Annotated in this window: 18 protein-coding genes; 10 read left to right on the top strand and 8 right to left on the bottom strand. The window is 70.3% G+C overall.

From position 1 onward, the window contains the following. Positions 1-190 precede the first annotated feature (190 nt). Genes SM116_RS07525 through SM116_RS07540 form a run of 4 tightly spaced genes read left to right on the top strand, consistent with a single transcriptional unit; the run spans position 191 to position 3,256 of the window. On the top strand, positions 191-934 hold the full coding sequence (locus SM116_RS07525) for an ABC transporter ATP-binding protein (RefSeq protein ID WP_320943828.1): 744 nt from the start codon (positions 191-193) through the stop codon (positions 932-934). Beyond that, positions 931-1,614 carry an ABC transporter permease gene (locus SM116_RS07530; protein ID WP_320943829.1) on the top strand — a complete coding sequence of 228 codons (684 nt, stop codon included), beginning with the start codon at positions 931-933 and terminating at the stop codon, positions 1,612-1,614. The genes SM116_RS07525 and SM116_RS07530 overlap by 4 nt, the downstream gene beginning before the upstream one ends. After that, complete coding sequence (locus SM116_RS07535) at positions 1,611-2,348, top strand: ABC transporter permease (protein ID WP_320943830.1); 738 nt, start codon at positions 1,611-1,613, stop codon at positions 2,346-2,348. The genes SM116_RS07530 and SM116_RS07535 overlap by 4 nt, the downstream gene beginning before the upstream one ends. Then, on the top strand, positions 2,327-3,256 hold the full coding sequence (locus tag SM116_RS07540; protein ID WP_320943831.1) for an ABC transporter substrate-binding protein: 930 nt from the start codon (positions 2,327-2,329) through the stop codon (positions 3,254-3,256). The genes SM116_RS07535 and SM116_RS07540 overlap by 22 nt, the downstream gene beginning before the upstream one ends. A gap of 106 nt (positions 3,257-3,362) precedes the next feature. On the opposite strand, the gene SM116_RS07545 is transcribed toward SM116_RS07540, so the two are convergent. Both SM116_RS07545 and SM116_RS07550 read right to left on the bottom strand, forming a co-directional pair. Next, a complete protein-coding gene (locus SM116_RS07545; protein ID WP_320943832.1) occupies positions 3,363-3,962 on the bottom strand; it encodes a dihydrofolate reductase family protein in 600 nt (199 codons plus the stop codon). Positions 3,963-4,717: 755 nt separating this feature from the next. Continuing rightward, positions 4,718-5,614: a LysR family transcriptional regulator gene (locus SM116_RS07550; RefSeq protein ID WP_320943833.1), complete on the bottom strand. Its 897-nt coding sequence runs from the start codon at positions 5,612-5,614 to the stop codon at positions 4,718-4,720. 70 nt (positions 5,615-5,684) lie between these two features. Between SM116_RS07550 and SM116_RS07555 the strand changes: the two genes are divergently transcribed. Next, positions 5,685-6,701, top strand: a complete 1,017-nt coding sequence (locus SM116_RS07555) for a YeiH family protein (RefSeq protein WP_320943834.1) — start codon at positions 5,685-5,687, stop codon at positions 6,699-6,701. A 37-nt stretch (positions 6,702-6,738) separates the two neighbouring features. Next, a complete protein-coding gene (locus SM116_RS07560) occupies positions 6,739-7,611 on the top strand; it encodes a PhzF family phenazine biosynthesis protein (protein ID WP_320943835.1) in 873 nt (290 codons plus the stop codon). Positions 7,612-7,642: 31 nt separating this feature from the next. Here SM116_RS07560 and SM116_RS07565 read toward each other — a convergent pair whose 3' ends face one another. Beyond that, complete coding sequence (locus SM116_RS07565) at positions 7,643-8,143, bottom strand: O-acetyl-ADP-ribose deacetylase (RefSeq protein WP_320943836.1); 501 nt, start codon at positions 8,141-8,143, stop codon at positions 7,643-7,645. A 31-nt stretch (positions 8,144-8,174) separates the two neighbouring features. Next, positions 8,175-9,482 (bottom strand): serine hydrolase domain-containing protein, encoded by a 1,308-nt coding sequence (locus SM116_RS07570; protein ID WP_320943837.1) that lies wholly within the window; start codon positions 9,480-9,482, stop codon positions 8,175-8,177. A gap of 226 nt (positions 9,483-9,708) precedes the next feature. Between SM116_RS07570 and SM116_RS07575 the strand changes: the two genes are divergently transcribed. Both SM116_RS07575 and manA read left to right on the top strand, forming a co-directional pair. Then, positions 9,709-10,290, top strand: coding sequence for a YdeI/OmpD-associated family protein (locus SM116_RS07575; protein WP_320943838.1), 582 nt, complete (start codon positions 9,709-9,711; stop codon positions 10,288-10,290). A gap of 272 nt (positions 10,291-10,562) precedes the next feature. Continuing rightward, positions 10,563-11,723, top strand: a complete 1,161-nt coding sequence (gene manA, locus SM116_RS07580; RefSeq protein ID WP_320943839.1) for a mannose-6-phosphate isomerase, class I — start codon at positions 10,563-10,565, stop codon at positions 11,721-11,723. A gap of 210 nt (positions 11,724-11,933) precedes the next feature. On the opposite strand, the gene SM116_RS07585 is transcribed toward manA, so the two are convergent. Then, on the bottom strand, positions 11,934-13,829 hold the full coding sequence (locus SM116_RS07585) for an adenylyl cyclase (protein ID WP_320943840.1): 1,896 nt from the start codon (positions 13,827-13,829) through the stop codon (positions 11,934-11,936). Positions 13,830-14,012: 183 nt separating this feature from the next. Here SM116_RS07585 and SM116_RS07590 point away from each other — a divergent pair, with 183 nt between their 5' ends. Beyond that, positions 14,013-14,303 carry a DUF1905 domain-containing protein gene (locus SM116_RS07590; protein ID WP_320943841.1) on the top strand — a complete coding sequence of 97 codons (291 nt, stop codon included), beginning with the start codon at positions 14,013-14,015 and terminating at the stop codon, positions 14,301-14,303. 227 nt (positions 14,304-14,530) lie between these two features. On the opposite strand, the gene SM116_RS07595 is transcribed toward SM116_RS07590, so the two are convergent. Both SM116_RS07595 and SM116_RS07600 read right to left on the bottom strand, forming a co-directional pair. Next, entirely contained in the window at positions 14,531-15,415 is an 885-nt protein-coding gene (locus SM116_RS07595) for an SDR family oxidoreductase (protein ID WP_320943842.1), read from the bottom strand. Next, positions 15,412-15,822, bottom strand: coding sequence for a nuclear transport factor 2 family protein (locus SM116_RS07600; protein ID WP_320943843.1), 411 nt, complete (start codon positions 15,820-15,822; stop codon positions 15,412-15,414). The genes SM116_RS07595 and SM116_RS07600 overlap by 4 nt, the downstream gene beginning before the upstream one ends. A 52-nt stretch (positions 15,823-15,874) precedes the next feature. On the opposite strand from SM116_RS07600, the gene SM116_RS07605 reads away from it, so the two are divergent. Beyond that, a complete protein-coding gene (locus tag SM116_RS07605) occupies positions 15,875-16,510 on the top strand; it encodes a TetR/AcrR family transcriptional regulator (RefSeq protein ID WP_320943844.1) in 636 nt (211 codons plus the stop codon). Between the two features lie 51 nt (positions 16,511-16,561). Here SM116_RS07605 and SM116_RS07610 read toward each other — a convergent pair whose 3' ends face one another. After that, complete coding sequence (locus tag SM116_RS07610; RefSeq protein ID WP_320943845.1) at positions 16,562-17,083, bottom strand: hypothetical protein; 522 nt, start codon at positions 17,081-17,083, stop codon at positions 16,562-16,564. Positions 17,084-17,091 lie beyond the last annotated feature (8 nt).

Consider the following 17,091-nt stretch of genomic DNA (forward strand, 5'->3'; position numbering starts at 1 on the left):
CATCCCGCGCGCCGCCCGTCGAGGGGTCATGGCGAGACTCTAGCGGCCGGGCGCGAGGCCGAGGCGCAGCGCAGGCGCTGTCTCGACCGCCTCGGAGCGGGTACGAGCCCGGGTGACCCCACGTCACGCGATCCGGTGAATCGCCTGCGTTCTGCGCCGAGTGGGGGTGGCCACCGCTAGCGTTTGCAGGGTGATCGAGTTCCGCGCGGTGACGAAGCGCTTTCCCGACGGCACGCTGGCGGTGACCGACCTCGACCTGATCATCCCGCCACACCAGGTGACGGTCTTCGTCGGGTCATCGGGCAGCGGCAAGACGACGATCCTGCGGATGATCAACCGCATGGTCGACCCGACGAGCGGGTCGGTCCTCATCGACGACGTCGACATCGCCACGCTCGAGCCCGTGGCCCTCCGCCGCTCGATCGGCTACGTCATGCAGAACTCCGGCCTGCTGCCGCACCGCACCGTCATCGACAACATCGCGACAGTGCCGCTGCTCGACGGAGTCAAGCGCGCGGAGGCGCACAAGCGCGCATACGAGCTGATGGATGTCGTGGGCCTCGAGCGCTCCCTCGCGACGCGCTATCCCGCCCAGCTCTCCGGCGGCCAGCAGCAGCGGGTCGGTGTGGCGCGGGGGCTCGCCGCGGATCCGAACATCCTCCTCATGGACGAGCCGTTCGGCGCGGTCGACCCGCTCGTCCGCGCTGAGCTGCAGGTCGAGCTGCAGCGCCTGCAGCGCGAGCTCGGCAAGACCGTCGTGTTCGTCACGCACGACATCGACGAGGCGTTCCTCATCGGCGACCAGGTCGTGCTCTTCAAGCCCGGCGGCATCCTCGCGCAGGCGGGCCCGCCCGCCGAGCTTCTGCAGCATCCCGCCGACGACTTCGTCACGAGCTTCATCGACGCCGGCAGGCCCCGGAGCATCCTGCGATGAACTGGTTCGCCGAGAACTGGCAGCAGCTGCTCGCCTACACCGCCGCGCACGTGGGACTGAGCATCCCGCCCATCGTCGTCGGCTTCGCGCTGTCGCTGCCGCTCGGGTGGCTCGCCAACCGCTACCGCGCCTCGCGCGGGATTCTGCTGAGCGGTGCCGGCATCCTGTACGCGATCCCGTCGCTGCCGCTGTTCGTCCTGCTGCCGTCGATCATCGGCACGAAGATCCTCGACCCCATGAACGTCGAGGTCGCACTGTCGCTCTACGCGCTGGCCCTGATGCTGCGGACGACCGCCGATGGGCTCGCTGCGGTCGACGGCGATGTGAAGCTGTCCGCGACGGCTGTGGGCTACGGCGCGTGGCGCCGGTTCTTCGGCGTCGAGCTGCCGCTGGCGGGTCCGGTGCTGCTCGCGGGTCTGCGGGTCGTGTCGGTGAGCACCGTGTCGCTCGTGACCATCGGCTCGGTCATCGGCGTCAACAGCCTCGGCTTCTACTTCCTCGACGGCTACCAGCGGGACTTCCCGCTCGAGGTGTGGGTCGGCATCGTCGGCACGCTCATCATCGCGCTCGTCTTCGACGGCGTGCTGACGCTCGGGGGCCGACTCCTCATGCCGTGGACGACGGGTCGCGCCGCCCGCCGCGCCATGCGCAAGGTCAGCATGGCGGCGGTGAACGCATGAACCCGTATACCGGCGCCATCGCCTGGCTGCTCGACCCCGCGCACTGGACCGGGGACGGCAGCATCCCGCAGCGGCTCACCGAGCACATCCTGTACTGCCTGATCACCCTCGTCATCGCGATGATCATCGCCATCCCGGCCGGGCTGTACATCGGGCACACGGGACGGGGGCGCGCCATCGTCGTCCCGTTCACCGGAGCGCTGCGCGCGCTGCCGACGCTCGGCCTCGTGATCCTGCTCGCGCTCTGGCTCGGGCTCGGGCTGATCCCGCCGCTCATCGCCCTCGTCGTCCTCGCCATCCCGCCGATCCTCGCGGGGGCCTACGCCGGCGTCGAGTCGGTCGATCCGGTGACGCGGGACGCGGCGACGGCGACCGGGTTCACGGCGTGGGGCGTGCTGACGCGCGTGGAGGTGCCGCTCGCGCTGCCGCTCATCGTGGGCGGCATCCGCTCGGCGACCCTGCAGGTGATCGCGACGTGGACCGTCGCCGCCTACCTGCCGCTCGGCGGTCTCGGCCGATTCCTCTACGACGGACTGCCCGTGCGGAATTACGCGGAGATGCTGGGTGGTTCCATTCTTGTGATCCTGCTTGCCCTCGTCGTCGACGGGCTCTTCGCCCTGACGCAGAGGTTCGTGACGCCGAAGGGCGTCATCGCCGGCCGGGTACGTGATGTCCGCACCCCGACCAGATCGACCCAACGAAAGGAACGAACATGGTTCGCACCAGAGGCCTGATGGCCGCCGCAGGGACGCTCGCGCTCGCCTCGCTGGCGCTCGCCGCATGCTCCTCCGGAAACCCGCTCGACACGAGCTCCTCCGCCGCGGGAGGGTCGTCCTCCGGCTCGTCCGTCGTGGTCGGCTCGGCCGCCTTCCCCGAGAACGAGATCCTCGCGTACGTCTACGCGGACGCCCTGAACCAGAACGGCATCAAGGCGACCGTGAAGCCCAACATCGGCCAGCGCGACGCGTACATCGCGGCGCTGAAGGACGGTTCGATCGACCTCGTCCCGGAGTACACCGGCAACCTGCTGCAGTACTTCGACGCCAAGGCGACCGCGCAGTCGAGCGACGACGTCTACAACGCCCTCAAGACCGCGGTGCCCTCCGGGTACGGGGTGCTCGCGAAGGCGGAGGCGCAGGATGCCGACTCGTACAACGTGACGAAGGCCTTCAGCGACCAGTACGGCGTGAAGAGCCTCGACGACCTCAAGAAGGTCACCATCCCGCTGAAGGTCGCGGCCAACCCGGAGTTCCAGACCCGGCCGTACGGCATCCCCGGGTTGAAGTCGGAGTACGGCGTCACGGCGACGCTCGTGCCGATCAGCGACGGCGGCGGCCCCAACACGGTCAAGGCGCTCACGGGCGGCGATGTGCAGCTCGCCGACATCTACTCGACGACGCCGGCCATCAAGTCCGAGAACCTTGTGACGCTCAGCGACCCGAAGAACATGATCCTGGCGCAGAACGTCGTGCCGCTGATCTCCGACAAGGCCGCCACCGACAAGGTCAAGGCGGTGCTCGAGAAGGTTCAGGCAGCGCTCACGACCGATGACCTCATCCAGATGAACACGAAGAGCTCCGTCGACAAGGAGTCGGCCGACCAGATCGCCAAGGAGTGGCTGAAGTCGAAGAGCCTGTTCTAGTCGCAGGCTGAGAACCGGGAGACCGCATCCGTCTTCCGGGCCCGCACGCGATGTACGCGCATCGGGTGGGGGATCGGGAGTCGGATGCGGTCTCCCGGCTTCGCGCTCAGCCGCGCACGGCGTAGCGGTGCATCGTGACGCCCTGAGCGAACGACCGCTGCTCGAGGAGGTCCAGCTGCACGGGCTCGACGCGCGCGCCGGATGCGGGCGGGTCGAAGAGCGGTCGACCTTCGCCGAGCACGACCGGATGCGTGAACAGCAGTAGTTCGTCGAGCAGTCCCGCGCGCAGCAGCTCGGTCGCGAGGGTCGCCCCGCCCACGCCGATGTCGCCATCCGCTTCGGCGCGCAGCATCCCGAGCTCTTCCACGGCGTTCGACCCTGCGCCGCCGATGACCCGCGTGTTGTGCTGCGCCGAGGTGCGCGTGCGCGACACGAGCACCTTCGACGCGCTCGTCCAGATACCGCCGTACTCGCGCAGGTAGTCGGGGAGCGACGCATCCTGACTCGCGGCGGGCCAGTAGGCCTCCATGATCTCGTAGATCTTCCGGCCCTCGACCATCATCGACATCCGCGCGGCGCGCGCGTTGAACTCGCGGTGCAGCTCCTCGTCGATGCGGAGCCACTCGCCGCCGCCCTCCTCGCCCGCGGTGCGCTCGATCCTGAGGTCGAGCGAGACGTTCATCCAGTACACGAATCGTGCGGTCATCGGTGACCTTCCTCGTCTCGGTGTCTCTCCGACCCTAGGCGGCCCCGCCGACACGCGGAACCCGGGTCGTCGTCGCGACCGTGCCACGGCTGCCCGTGCTCGCGGCCGTCGCGATCCCTGGCCGCGATCGCTGGCGTGGTGCGGTGCCGCCGACCTGCTGCATCTGATGAGCATCCCGCTCGCAGCTGCACCCTTCGTCCCGTCCGTCGCGTTCGTCGCGTTCCCAGCCGCGGCTTCGCCCCGCGCTGCGCGGCATGACCCCCGGGGAGTTCGCCTGTCACATTCCTGGGTTTAAGCCGGTGATGGTGACAGGTGAGCGGCCGTGCGATCCGTTCGCCTGTCACGTTCCTGGGCTCGTGCCGGTGATGGTGACAGGGGAGCCGAGGCGAGCGGCCGTGCGATCCGCTCGCCTGTCACGTTCCTGGGCTTATGCCGGTGATGGTGACAGGGGAGCCGAGGTGAGCGGCCGTGCCAGACGTTCGCCTGTCGCGTTCCTGGGCTCGTGCCGGTGATGGTGACAGGGGAGCCGAGGTGAGCGGCCGTGCCAGACGTTCGCCTGTCGCGTTCCTGGGCTCGTGCCGGTGATGGTGACAGGGGAGCCGAGGTGAGCGGCCGTGCCAGACGTTCGCCTGTCACATTCCTGGGCTCGCGCCAGTGATCGTGACAGGTGAGCAGAGGTGAGCGGCCGTGCGATCCGCTCGCCGGTCGCATCAATCGGCATGGGGTCCCGTCCAGCCCCGGCGTGAGCTTCCCGGTCAGCCGCGCCGGGCGATGGCCACGAGCCGGGCTGCCGCCTCGCTCAGCCCGGCGCCGGGACGACGGATGGCGCGCAGCGGACGGCTGAGGTCGAGACCGGCGATGGGCACCTCGACGAGCTCGCCGCGCGCGAGCCAGGGTGCGACGGCGAGCTCGCTCAGAACGGCTGGACCGGCCCCCGCCATGACGCTGACCCGCACGGCGGCGTTGCTGTCGAGCTCGAGCGTGGGCTTCGCGGCGACGGCGCCCGCCGAGCGCAGCGCGGCATCGAGCGTCGCGCGCGTCCCCGACCCGCTCTCGCGCACCACCAGAGGAGTCTCCGCAAGCTCGCGCACGCTCACCGACGTCCGGTGTGCCCAGACGTCGCCGGGCGGAACGACGACGGCGAGACGATCGCGGGCGACGACGGTGCTCACGAGCCCCTCCGGCGCCTCCGGGGCCTCGACGAATCCGATCTCGCACGCGCGCGTGCGGACGAGCTCTGCGGCTTCGGCGGAGTTGACGACCTGCAGCCGGACGGTCGTGCGGGGGAGCGCTCGCCGCAGTGCGCCGAGCCACGCGGGCGCGAGGTACTCGGCGACCGTGAGGCTCGCCGCGACCTCGAGCGCCGCATCGCGCTCCTCGCGCAGCGCGCCGGCGGCATCCAGCATCTCGCGTGCGTCGTCGAGCACACGCCCTGCGCCCTCGGCGATGGCCGCTCCGGCAGGCGTGAGACGGGAGCCGGTCGGATGACGCACCACGAGTTCGAGGGCGAGCTCTGCCTCGAGCCGCGCGAGCGTGCGGGTCGCGTTCGGCTGGGCCATCCCGATGTGCCGGGCCGCCGCGCTGAGGCTCCCGCGCTCGGCGATCGCGACGAGCAGCTCGAGCGCCGCGAGGTCCGGCCACCGTTCGGTCATGCCGAAATGATATGCCTCCATGCGCTTCCGGCGGCTACCGGGCACGGGGCGGCGATCACAGGCTGGATGCATGGCCTCGACGACTCTCCCGCGGACCCGCTCGATCGTGCCGGGGCTCGCCCTCGCGGGCGTGGCGGCCGCCGCATCCTTCGCGCTGACGACCGTGGTGCACGGCCTGAGCGCACTGCTCGTCGCGATCGTGCTCGGTATCGCGTTCCGCAACCTCGTCCGGCTGCCCGAGCGCGTCGAGGCGGCGCTCGCCCCGGGCCTTGCCGTCGCGTCCCGCCGTGTGCTGCGGATCGGCATCGTGCTGCTCGGACTCCAGCTCGTGCTCGGCGACATCCTGCGGCTCGGGCCGGGGATGATCCTCGTGGTCGTCGCGATCGTGATCGTCGGCATCCTGTCGTCGCTCCTGCTCGGCCGCGTCCTGGGCATCTCGCCGACGCAGCGGCTGCTCATCGCGTGCGGATTCTCCATCTGCGGGGCGGCGGCCGTCGCCGCCGTCGACGGCGTGATCGAGACCGAGGATGACGAGGAGGTCGTCGTCGCGGTCGCCCTGGTGGTGCTGTTCGGCACGCTCATGATCCCCGTGCTCCCGCTCGCCGCGTCGGTGCTCGGCCTCGGTCAGCTGCAGGCCGGGCTCTGGGCGGGCGGGTCGATCCACGAGGTCGCGCAGGTCGTCGCCGCGGGTTCCGCGATCGGCGGCGCGGGCCTCGCGGCCGCCGTGGTCGTGAAGCTCGCGCGGGTGCTCATGCTCGCGCCGGTCCTCGCCGTGATCTCCGTGTCGCGACGGCGGGCTCTGAAGCGACTGGATGCCGGCGGCAAGCGCCCGCCCATCGTGCCGCTGTTCGTCGTCGGCTTCATCGCGATGGTGCTGCTGCGCTCGACCGGCATCGTGCCGGCATCCGTCGTCTCCGTCGCGAGCGGCGTGGAGACGGCGCTGCTCGCTGCGGCGATGTTCGCCCTCGGCGCGGGGGTGCGCATCGCGACGTTCCGCCGCGTCGGCGTGAAGCCCTTCGTCCTGGCCGTGGGGTCGACGGCGGTCGTCGCATCCGTCGCCCTGGTCGGCGTCCTGCTCGCAGGCTAGCCGGAATGCGCTGCCCGCACCCGGGGTTGAGCCCGACATGACCGACGTCGACGTGCTGCGCATGGCCGTGTTCACCGACCGCCCGGAGGGCGGCAACCCGGCGGGAGTAGTCCTGGATGCCGGCGCCTTGAGCGAGGCCGAGATGCTCGCGATCGCCGCCGATGTCGGCTACTCCGAGACCGCCTTCGTCACCGGCCGGGCCGCCGACGGAGAGGTCACGCTCCGCTTCTTCTCGCCGCACGCCGAGGTCCCCTTCTGCGGTCACGCGACCCTCGGCACCGCGGTAGCGCTCGCCGCGCGCGCGTCGGGCGACGAGCTCTACACCTTCTCGACGCGGGCGGGCCTCATCCGGATCCGTACACGCCGGACGGATGGCGGGCTGGTCGAAGCGTCCTTCACGAGCGTCGAGCCGGTCGTGAGCGAGCTCGACCCCGTGGTACTGGACCGGCTGCTCGCCCTGTTGACGGTCGACGGCCGCAGCGTCGAAAGCTCCGACCTCGCCGACGATTACCCGCCGCGCATCTCGAACGCGGGGAACCCGCATCCCGTCGTCGTGTTCTCCGACGCTGAGGTCTTCGACAGCCTGACGTTCGACCCGGAGGCGATGCGCGCCCTCATGGACGAGCAGCGGTGGACCGGAACGGTCACCCTCCTCCTGCCGGCGGAGGACGGGTTCGCTGCCCGCAACCCGTTCCCGGTCGGGCGGATCACAGAGGACCCCGCGACGGGCTCGGCCGCGGCATCCACCGGTGCGTACCTGCGGGAACTGGGCGTCCTGGAGCTGCCCGCGCGCGTGACGATCCATCAGGGCGAGCACGTCGGGCGGCCCGGCGTGCTCACGGTCGACATCCCCCTCGTGGGCGGCATCACCGTCAGTGGCACGGCGGTGGAGCTGCCGTCAGCCGGCTAGCGCGATCGGCCGGCACCGTCGGCCGGCAGCGTCACGCGCCGAGCGCCGCGCTCACGTCGCCGTGCATGTCGCGACTGAACGCGACGATCCGCACCACCTCGACCGAGGAGCGCACGAGCGAGAGCGTCTCGACGGCAGCGGCCACCGCATCCTCTCGGGGCCACCCGTAGATGCCGGCGCTGATGAGCGGAAAGGCGACGGAGCGCGCGCCGAGCTCGTCGGCGACCTCGAGCGAGCGCCGGTAGCACGAGACGAGCAGCCCGCGGTCGCGCTGGCCGGCCGAGTAGTTCGGCCCCACGGTGTGGATCACCCAGCGCGCGGGCAGCTCGCCGCCGATCGTCCAGCCCGCGTCGCCGGTGGCGAGGCCGTGCGGGAACCGCTCGATGCAGTCGCGGAGGATGGCGGGTCCGCCCGCCCGGTGGATCGCCCCGTCGACGCCGCCGCCGCCGCGCATCGCGTTGTTGGCGGCGTTGACGACCGCATCGACGTCCTGTGTCGTGATGTCGCCGAGCACCGCGGTGATGACGGGCATGTACCCAGTTTCGCGCAGATGCGGCCCCGCCCTACCGCTGCGGAGGCATCACGAAGGGGCGTCCGAGCGCCGACGCGACCGCGGTGAAGATGCGGGCCGCGGGCGGTGAGCACGCGATCGTCTCATCGTTCTCTGACAGCAGGGCGCTCTGCGTGCACGACCCGGATGCGATGTCGCTGTTGACCATGACGACCACGGTGATGTCGGCATCCGTCTGGTAGTACAGGGTCGTGTTGAAGCCGGGGAGCTCTCCGGTGTGACCGACCCAGCCCGCCGAGCATCCCAGAGCGAATCCGTAGCTCGGCGCTTCGCGTCCGCTCGGGAACGACGTCAGGCGCTGCTCCTGCATGGACGCCGGAAGCAGTCCTTGGCCGGTGCCGAGCGCTCGTCCGTAGACGAGCAGGTCGCGGGCGTCGGAGATGATCTCGCCGGCGCTCCACCCCCACGAGGGGTTCCAGTCGGTCGCGTTCACCGGATGATCCGGTGTCGCGTCGTTCGCCTGCAGCGTGAATCCCTGCGCGTGCGGGTCGGGGAAGGCGGCCGACAGACCCGGGAACGACGTGCCGTCGAGTCTCAGCGGCTCGAAGATCCGCGTCCGCAGTGCATCCGCATACGACTCGCCTGTGACCTTCTCGATGACCTGGCCGAGCAGGATCGTGTTCGTGTTGGAGTAGTCGAACTTCTCGCCGGGCGAGAAGAGCGGGTCGAGGTTGCGCGCGATGTCCACGAGCTGATCGGGCGTCCACACGGCGTGCGGGTCGTCGAAGAAGACCTTCTGCCAATGCTCGTCGAGCGTGTAGCTGGCGAGCCCGCTGGTCATGTTCGCGAGCTCGCGGATCGTGACCTTCGATCCGTTCGGGATGCCGTCCACGTACTTGTCGATGGGGTCGTCGAGGGTGAGCCGGCCCTCGGCGGCGAGCTGCATGATGATCGTCCCGGTGAAGGTCTTCGTGACCGATCCGACGCGCTGGTAGACGTCGTCGGTCATGGCTGCGCCCGTGGCGGGATCGGCGTCGCCGTAAGCCTTGATCCAGGTGCCGGTCGGGGTCCGCACGGCGACGACGGCGCCCGGAGCAGCGGCTTGAGGCAGCGCGGCGGCCACGGTGCGATCGAGCAGGGATGCCGTCTCGGGGATCATGGGCCCATCCATCTGCGCCGTGGGCTGCCGCGTGGCGACGGCCTCGGGGTCGGCGACGCAGGGCGTCGTCTGCGTCGCATGCGCGGATGCCGTGGCACCCGCGGCGGACGGCTCGGGCGTCGCGCCCGCGCAGGCGGCGAGCAGCAGCGCGGGCAGGAGGACGGCGGTCGCCGTCATCGCGGTCAAGGCAGGTCGTCTCATGGTGCACCTCTCATCGGCGGGTACGCGCATCCGGACGCTCGTCCCGTCCCGAGGCGTGGTCCATGGACCCAGGTCTACGCGAAGGGCGGTCAAGATCTCGGTGCAGGTCTATGGAGCGTATCGGGCGCTCCCGGCACGCTGGCGGTCGGTGCCGGGGGAGGTGCTGAGCGGGTCCTCGACGCGGCGGTCCGGCGGGCCTGTCGCAGGTCGTGGCTAGCATTGCCGGATGGTCGATAGGGAACCGTTCGTCGTGGCCGATCTCGCAGCGTGGCGGAGCTGGCTCGACGACAATGAGGAGACCTCCGACGGGGTCTGGCTCCTCCTCGCCAAGAAGGGCACGACCACGCCCACGACGCTCACGTACGCCCAGGCGCTCGACGAGGCACTGTGCAGCGGGTGGATCGACGGGCAGAAGGCGAGCCTGGACTCCGCCACCTTTCTGCAGCGGTTCACTCCGCGCCGCCCGACTTCGCTCTGGTCGGCCCGCAACGTCGGCATCGTCGAGCGCCTGGTCGAGGAGGCCCGGATGCGCCCGCGCGGATACGCCGAGATCGACCGTGCGAAGGCCGACGGCCGGTGGGCGCGTGCCTACTCCGGCCCCGCGACGGCGCAGGTTCCCGACGACCTCGCTGCCGCGCTCGCTGCGGAGCCGGCCGCGTCCGAGCTGTTCACGCGCCTCAACGCGGCGAACCGATATTCCGTTCTGCATCGCGTGTCGACGGCGGCGACGCCCACCACGCGGGCCAACCGCATCACACGCCTCGTCGCCATGCTTGCGCGCGGCGAGACCCCGCATCCACAGCCATGATCCGCGCAGCGTCATCGCCGGAATCTTCGAAGGTCGCACTTGCATGTATCGAACATAAACACTAATCTGGATGCATGTCAACCTTCGATCGCGCACCTTTCGACGAATATTTCTTCGACCGAGGATCCGCACCGCTTCATCGATCCGCGCGACACGACCCAGCAGCGACCCCCCTTCTGATCGAGTTGCGACGCAGCATGTCGGCCGGTGAACAGCGAACCCCATCCTCTCTGCACTCGGCTCACGGATTCATCGGCGAGACTGGATGCATCATGCCTGCGCCGATGCTCATCCCGATCGACAACGACCCGCGCGGCTATGCGTGGGGGCAGCCCGGAGGAATCTCGCGACTCCTCGGCCGAGACGCCACCGATGCCCCGGAAGCCGAACTCTGGCTCGGAGCGCACCCCCTCTCGCCGAGCCGCATCGTCGACGGCGACGGGCAGCCCGCCGACCTCCACGCGTGGGAGGCCGCATCCGGTACCCGGCTCGCCTTCCTGCTGAAGATCCTCGCCGCTGCGCACCCGCTCTCCCTGCAGGCGCACCCGACCGACGAGCAGGCGGCCGAGGGCTTCGCACGCGAGGAAGCCGCCGGCATCCCGCGCGACGCCGCCGTCCGCAACTACAAAGACCCCTACGCGAAGCCCGAGGTCATCGTCGCCCTCGAGGACGGCTTCGAGGCTCTCTGCGGGTTCCGGCCGGTCGACGAAGTGCTCTCCCTCATCGACGCGCTCGAACTCCGCGCGCCCGACGCGGTCTTCGGAGCCTGGCGCGAGCGCGTCGAGCGTTCGATCGAGGAGGCCTTCGTCTGGCTCCTCTCCGGCGACCCGGAATCCCGCAGCCTCGTCGACCTGCTCGCCGACGTCTCCTCCACAGACCCGCACAACGAGCCGATCGCCGCGGCGCACGCCCGCGATCTCGCGCTCCTCGACCGCCTCGTCGAGGAGTACCCCGGGGATCCCGGCATCCCCGTCGCCCTCATGCTCAACCACGCGACGCTCGCTGCGGGCGAGGCGCTGTGGCTGCCGGCGGGCAACATCCACGCGTACCTCTTCGGCCTCGGCGTCGAGATCATGGGGCCGAGCGACAACGTCCTGCGCGGCGGCTTCACGCCCAAGCACATCGACGTCCCCGAGCTCCGCCGCGTGCTCGACTTCACCCCCGGCCGCGCGCCGCGCCTGCAGCCGGACCGCCTCGGCAACAGCATCGTCGCCTACCGCCCGCCCGCGGGCTTCGAGCTCTACGCCGTCACCGGCGACGCACGCGCCGACATCGCCGCGGCCGGCATCGCCATGGTGGTCGAGGGCGAGTTCGACCTCGCCACGGGCGAGGAATGGATGCGGCTTCCCCGCGGCTCCTTCGCACTCGTGGCCGGCGCGGCATCCCTCACGATCACCGGGGCCGGCCGCCTCTTCCTCGCCGCCGGCCGCTGACCCCCGCCCCCGCCCCCCGGCGCCCCGCCCCCGCACCCCGCCCCCCGCCCTTCCGGTCCCCGAGCCCGTCGAGGGGTCGCACCCAACCCCAACCCCGCACCCCGCCCCTCCGGTCCCCGAGCCTGTCGAGGGGCCGCCCCCACCCAACCCCGCACGAAGAACCGGCCCCGGGGTGGCGACACCCCGAGGCCGGTCCTACACCACAGGCGCCTACGGCGCCGGATACCTCACGACGTCCTGCGGCACCCCGATCTTCGTGGTGTCCGCTTGACCGCCGACGCCGTTGACGACGTGCTGGATCGTGCCCGCCGAGAGGTTGACCGTCATGATGTGGTTGAGCACGACCCCGGGCGCGTCCGGAACCGAGAACCCGTTCGCCGTCACGATCGACGGGTTGTTCTCGTTGAAGACGTACACGCCACCGCCGTCCAGCTCGTGCGTGGTCACGCCCGCGCCGACGGCATAGCCGGGGTAGCCGAGTGTCCCGTCGGGCTGCGTCCAGTCCGCCTGCGTGGGCGGGTCGTACGGCAGCTCGTTCTGGAAGAAGATCACGCGGCCGCCGTTGCCGTTCCACAGCACGTTGTACGTCTGGAAGTGCTCGACGAACAGGCCGGTCGCAGTCACATTCGCTCCGTTGACCATCACACCGGTCGTTCCCGTGTTGGTGTTCCACCGGTCGGTGTCGCCGTTCACGCCGTTGGTGAAGCCCTCGAGTCCGTGGTCCGCGCGCCACACCCAGGTGTGGTCGATGAGCACGTTGTTCGCGTCGACCTTCAGCGCGGTCGTCGTCTTGCCGATGTGCGGCCCGCCGACGCGGAAGTACACGTCGCTCAGCGTGATCGGGTTCGACGCATCCATCGGCTTGCCGACGCCCGGCCGCCCGACCTGGAGCAGCGTCGGCGACAGCGTCGTGCCGGCGTCGAACGTCACACCGGCCACGATCGCGCCGTCGACGTTCGCGACCTGCAGCGGCGTCGCGCCGCCCACCGACGTGAGCGTCGCGTGCCCCATGCCGAGCACCACCGTGTTGGGGCGGTTGACCTGGATCGTCTTGGCGATGTTGTAGACGCCCGGTGTCAGCAGTAGGTTCTTCCCCTGCGCCAGCGCCGCGTTGATCGTCGACACCGCGTCGCCCGGCTTGGCGATGTAGAAGTCGGTGATCGGGATGCTGCGCCCCGGCGTCACGCCGTTCGCCCACGAGACGCCCGACGTCGAGGTCTGGGTCGAGGGCACGCGAACGTTCCACCGACCGTCGGCGTCGACATACAGGTACGGCTTCTCACGGCTGATCGGGGTCTTGTCGACCACGGTGTAGGGGTTGGGCGACGGGAACGTCTCTGCCGGAGCACCCGTGACGCCCGAGAACACCTGGTTCCACACGCCGTTCGACCAGCCGCCGAGCACGCTGTTGCGGGTGAGCCACTGCTGCTGCGAGCCGCTGATCGTGAACGGCAGCTTCGAGTCGGCGATGAAGCCGCCGCTCGCGTACTGCGGACCGGCCGTGCAGTAGTCCATGAGCGACACGTTCGCGCCCGAGATGTCGAGGCGCCGCATCGAGACGGCCTGCGACACCGCCCAGAAGTTCGCGCTCTGCCGGCATCCGTCCTGGCCCGCCTTGTCGATGTGCAGGGCGAGGTTCGACACGGTGCGCCAGAAGTTGTCGAGCGCGAGGCAGTTCGCCGTGCCGTTATTGGCGAGGCAGCGGTTGTAGACCTCCATCGCGCCGGTGAGCGTGACGTCGTCGGGGTTCTGCCCGAGACCGGCGACCTCGGTGTAGTAGCCGACCTCGAACTGCAGCGGATCGGCCGCCGTGCCGTACTGGCCGGGCAGGAAGTAGACCGCCTGTCGCTGGGTGCCCATCTCGTTGTTGCGCTGCTGGTCGGCGATGTCGCCCAACGTCGTCTTCACCTCGGACAAGGGAGTGTCCGGCGAGAAGACGGTCACGTTGGGACCGAAATCGGGATGCATCGGGTCGACGCTCTGGGGCGGAGCCGCGGTAGCGGCGCCGGCGGACATCAGCGATGCCGCGACGAGGGCTGCGCCTGCCAGCGCTGCGGTCGCCCATCGGGCGATCCGGCGCGGCCGGGGGTGGGGAGTGGGGGTCATGCTGTTCCTCTCCGTCGAGGGATGGCGGACTTACTGACAGGACCGTAACCTACCGCGAAGCACTCCTTCCCGGTCGTTGAGTGAGCGAAGCGAGACGAAACGCCCGCCCACCCTTCCCGGTCGTTGAGCGAGCGAAGCGAGACGAAACGCCCCACGTCCGACCTCGGCGGTACTCTCGCGTTCATGCTGATCGAGTTCGAGGGGGAGGTCTGGCGTTGGGATGCGCGCACCGATTCCTGGTTCTTCACGTCGCTGCCGCCCGAGTTGAGTGCCGAGATCCGTGAGATCCCGCGGCCGCGGCGGGGGTTCGGATCGGTGCGCGTGCGCGCCCGCATCGGCGCCTCCACCTGGACCACGTCGATCTTCCCCGGGCGGGATGCCTATGTGCTCCCGCTGAAGAGGGCGGTGCGGGATGCCGAGTCCCTCGCGCTCGGCGACATCGCAGTGGTCTCCCTCGAGGTCCTCGACGCGTAGCCCCCGCCCCCCGAGCCCACTCCCGGTCCCCGAGCTTGTCGAGGGGTCGCCCCCCACCCCCGGTCCCCGAGCTTGTCGAGGGGTCGCCCCCCGGTCCCCGAGCTTGTCGAGGGGTCGCCCCCCCGAGCCCACTCCCGGTCCCCGAGCTTGTCGAGGGGTCGCCCCCGCCCCCGCCGCCGGTCCCCGAGCCCACTCCCGGTCCCCGAGCTTGTCGAGGGGTCGCGCCTTCAGACGCTGAGGGCAGCCTCCCCGACCACGTCGTGACACGGCAGCCACGGGTACGCGGCCCGCATGCGCGACGGGTCGAAGGTCAGATCGGCGGTGTCCATGGCGAGGGCCTGTTGCATGAGCCGCGCGATCGCGGGGCGCAGAGGAGCGGAAAGGGCCGCGCCGACGCGCAGCATCACTCGCGGGATATGCCGGGGCCTCGTCGACCCCGTCGCCCACGTCGCGAGCTCGTTCATGGTGACGTTCCGCGGTCCGCCCACGTCGATCACCGCGCCGATCAGTGCGGGGTCGAGCGCCGCGCGGACGACGGCCACCGCGACATCCTCGACCGACACGACGTTGATCGGATTCTCACCGCGGCCGAACACGGTGGGCCTCCCGGACCGGCCGGCGGTCTGCCGCAGCACGTCTCGCCACAGCTCGGCGAAGGCCGCGGCACGGATGATCGTCCACTCCAGCCCGTCGCCCTCGCGGGCGGCTCGCTCGGCCTCCGCCTTCATCCGGGCGATCTCGATGGGGCTGTCCTCGCGAGCGCCGATGATCGACATCAGCACGAGGTGCGCCCCGGCATCCCGTGCGGCGGCGATGAGTCGCAGGTTCCCGTCGCGGTCGACGTCGGCGGGGGACTGGCCCGCCGCGGGGTCGAGGCCGTTGATCGCCGAGATGACGACCGTCGAGCCCGCGACCGCGGCCGCGATCGTCGACGGATCCCGCACATCCGCCCTCACGAACTCGACACCGCCGACCTCGAGACCGCCGAACGGGACTCCGTCGCCCCCGGCCGGCCGGTTCCGCGCCACGACGCGTACAGCGAGGTCCTGTGCAGCCAGTTCGGCGACCACCAGCCGACCGAGCCGGCCGGTGCCGCCGATGATGGTGATCATGCTCGTACGCGGCGACGGATGTCCTCGTCGACGCTGCCGCTGTCGTACTCGACCGTTTCGAGGTAGAACCGGCACGCGCGCGCCCGTTCGTCGTCGCCGTCCTGCGCGACCTCGAAGATCGCCACGCCCCGCATGTCATGTGGCGCGCCGTCGCGGCGGGTGCCCCACATCCGCCATTCCGTCCATCGGAGCGGGCCGTCGGTCGCGCGCGCGATGATCTCCGCCCGGATGTCGGGCACGCCCGCGAAGATCTGCGCCCAGTTGGTGCGCACCTGCGCGTTGCCGCGGAAGTCGCGCGACGGATGCACCGGCATCTCGAGCCGGTAGTCGTCGGCGAAGCAGTCCACGAGCGCATCCAGGTCATGCGCGTTCGTCGCCGCGCAGATCCGATCGATGACGTCATCCATCCGAGACCTCCTATATTTGATACAGATCCCTGTATCTATTATCATGGTGCGCGTGACCGGCAACGAAGTCAAGAGGCGGTATGACGCGAGCCGTCGCCGCGCCGCCGCAGCCGAGCGTCGCGCAGGCATCATCGCCGCCGCGAGGAAGAGGTTCCTCGCCGAGGGCTACCACGCGACGACGATGGCGCAGATCGCCGCCGACGCCGGCGTCTCACCCGAGACGGTCTACAAGGCGTTCGGCAGTCGCGCGGGTCTTGTCGAGGCGATTTGGAACACCGCGCTGGCGGGGGAGGGCGACCGCCCCGCCGAGTCGCGCTCGGACGAGGGGGCGATGGATGCTGCGACCCCCGACGAGATCCTCCGCCACTGGAGCCGCATGGCCATTGAGGTCTCACCGCTCGCCGGCCCCGTGTACCGGCTCGTGCGCACGGCGGCCGTGTCCGACCCGGATGCGGCGCGGCTGCTCGAGCGGATCGACGCCGCGCGCGCCGACCGCATGGCGCACAACGCCGCGTACCTCGTCGACGGCGGTCATCTGCGGCCGGGCGTCACGGCCGATCACGCGCGCGACATCCTGATGGTCGCCACCGCCGACCTCTATCCCGCGTTCGTCGACCGGGCGGGGTGGGGTCTCGAGGAGTACGCCGAGCTGCTCCACCGGTTCCTGCGGGCGGCACTGCTTCCCTGAAGAGGGATGCGGGTGCCCGAGGGCGCCCGCATCCTTCATCGCTCGAACTGGTCAGCTCGGAATGTTGCAGGTGAGCCACATCTTGTCGAACGATACGACCGGCTGGTCGGAGACGGCGTTCCAGCCCATGTGCATGGTCTCGTGACCGATCTCCGTGTAGACGGCTCCCGATTGCGGGTCCGTAGCTGACAGCTTGAACGTGGCCGTGAACGTGTTGTTGTGGTTCTTCTGGTTGACGTTGAAGTTGCCCCAGATCGTGATCTTGCCGCTCCACGTGAGCCCGTTGATCACCGCTGTCGCCCTGCCCGTCTCGGTGAACGTGCCCCACGCCTCGTCACTGCCCGTGAAGTACGTCACGTGGCTCACCTCATTGCCGGTGATGGTGGGCGCGATCGTCTGCCCGGTGCAGAAGTCGGTGTCGCCCGGCTCGACCCAGGTTCCGTGCTGGTGGAAGGTCTGGGTCACGGTATGGCCCGTTCCGCCCGCCGCGGCGAACGCCGCAGGCCCTGCCATCCCCATTCCCAATGCGAGAGCAGCCGAAGCCGCGACCACGACGAACTTGCGCGTGTTCATAAGAACTC

It is taken from the genome of Microbacterium rhizosphaerae, assembly GCF_034120055.1.
GTDB lineage: Bacteria > Actinomycetota > Actinomycetes > Actinomycetales > Microbacteriaceae > Microbacterium > Microbacterium rhizosphaerae.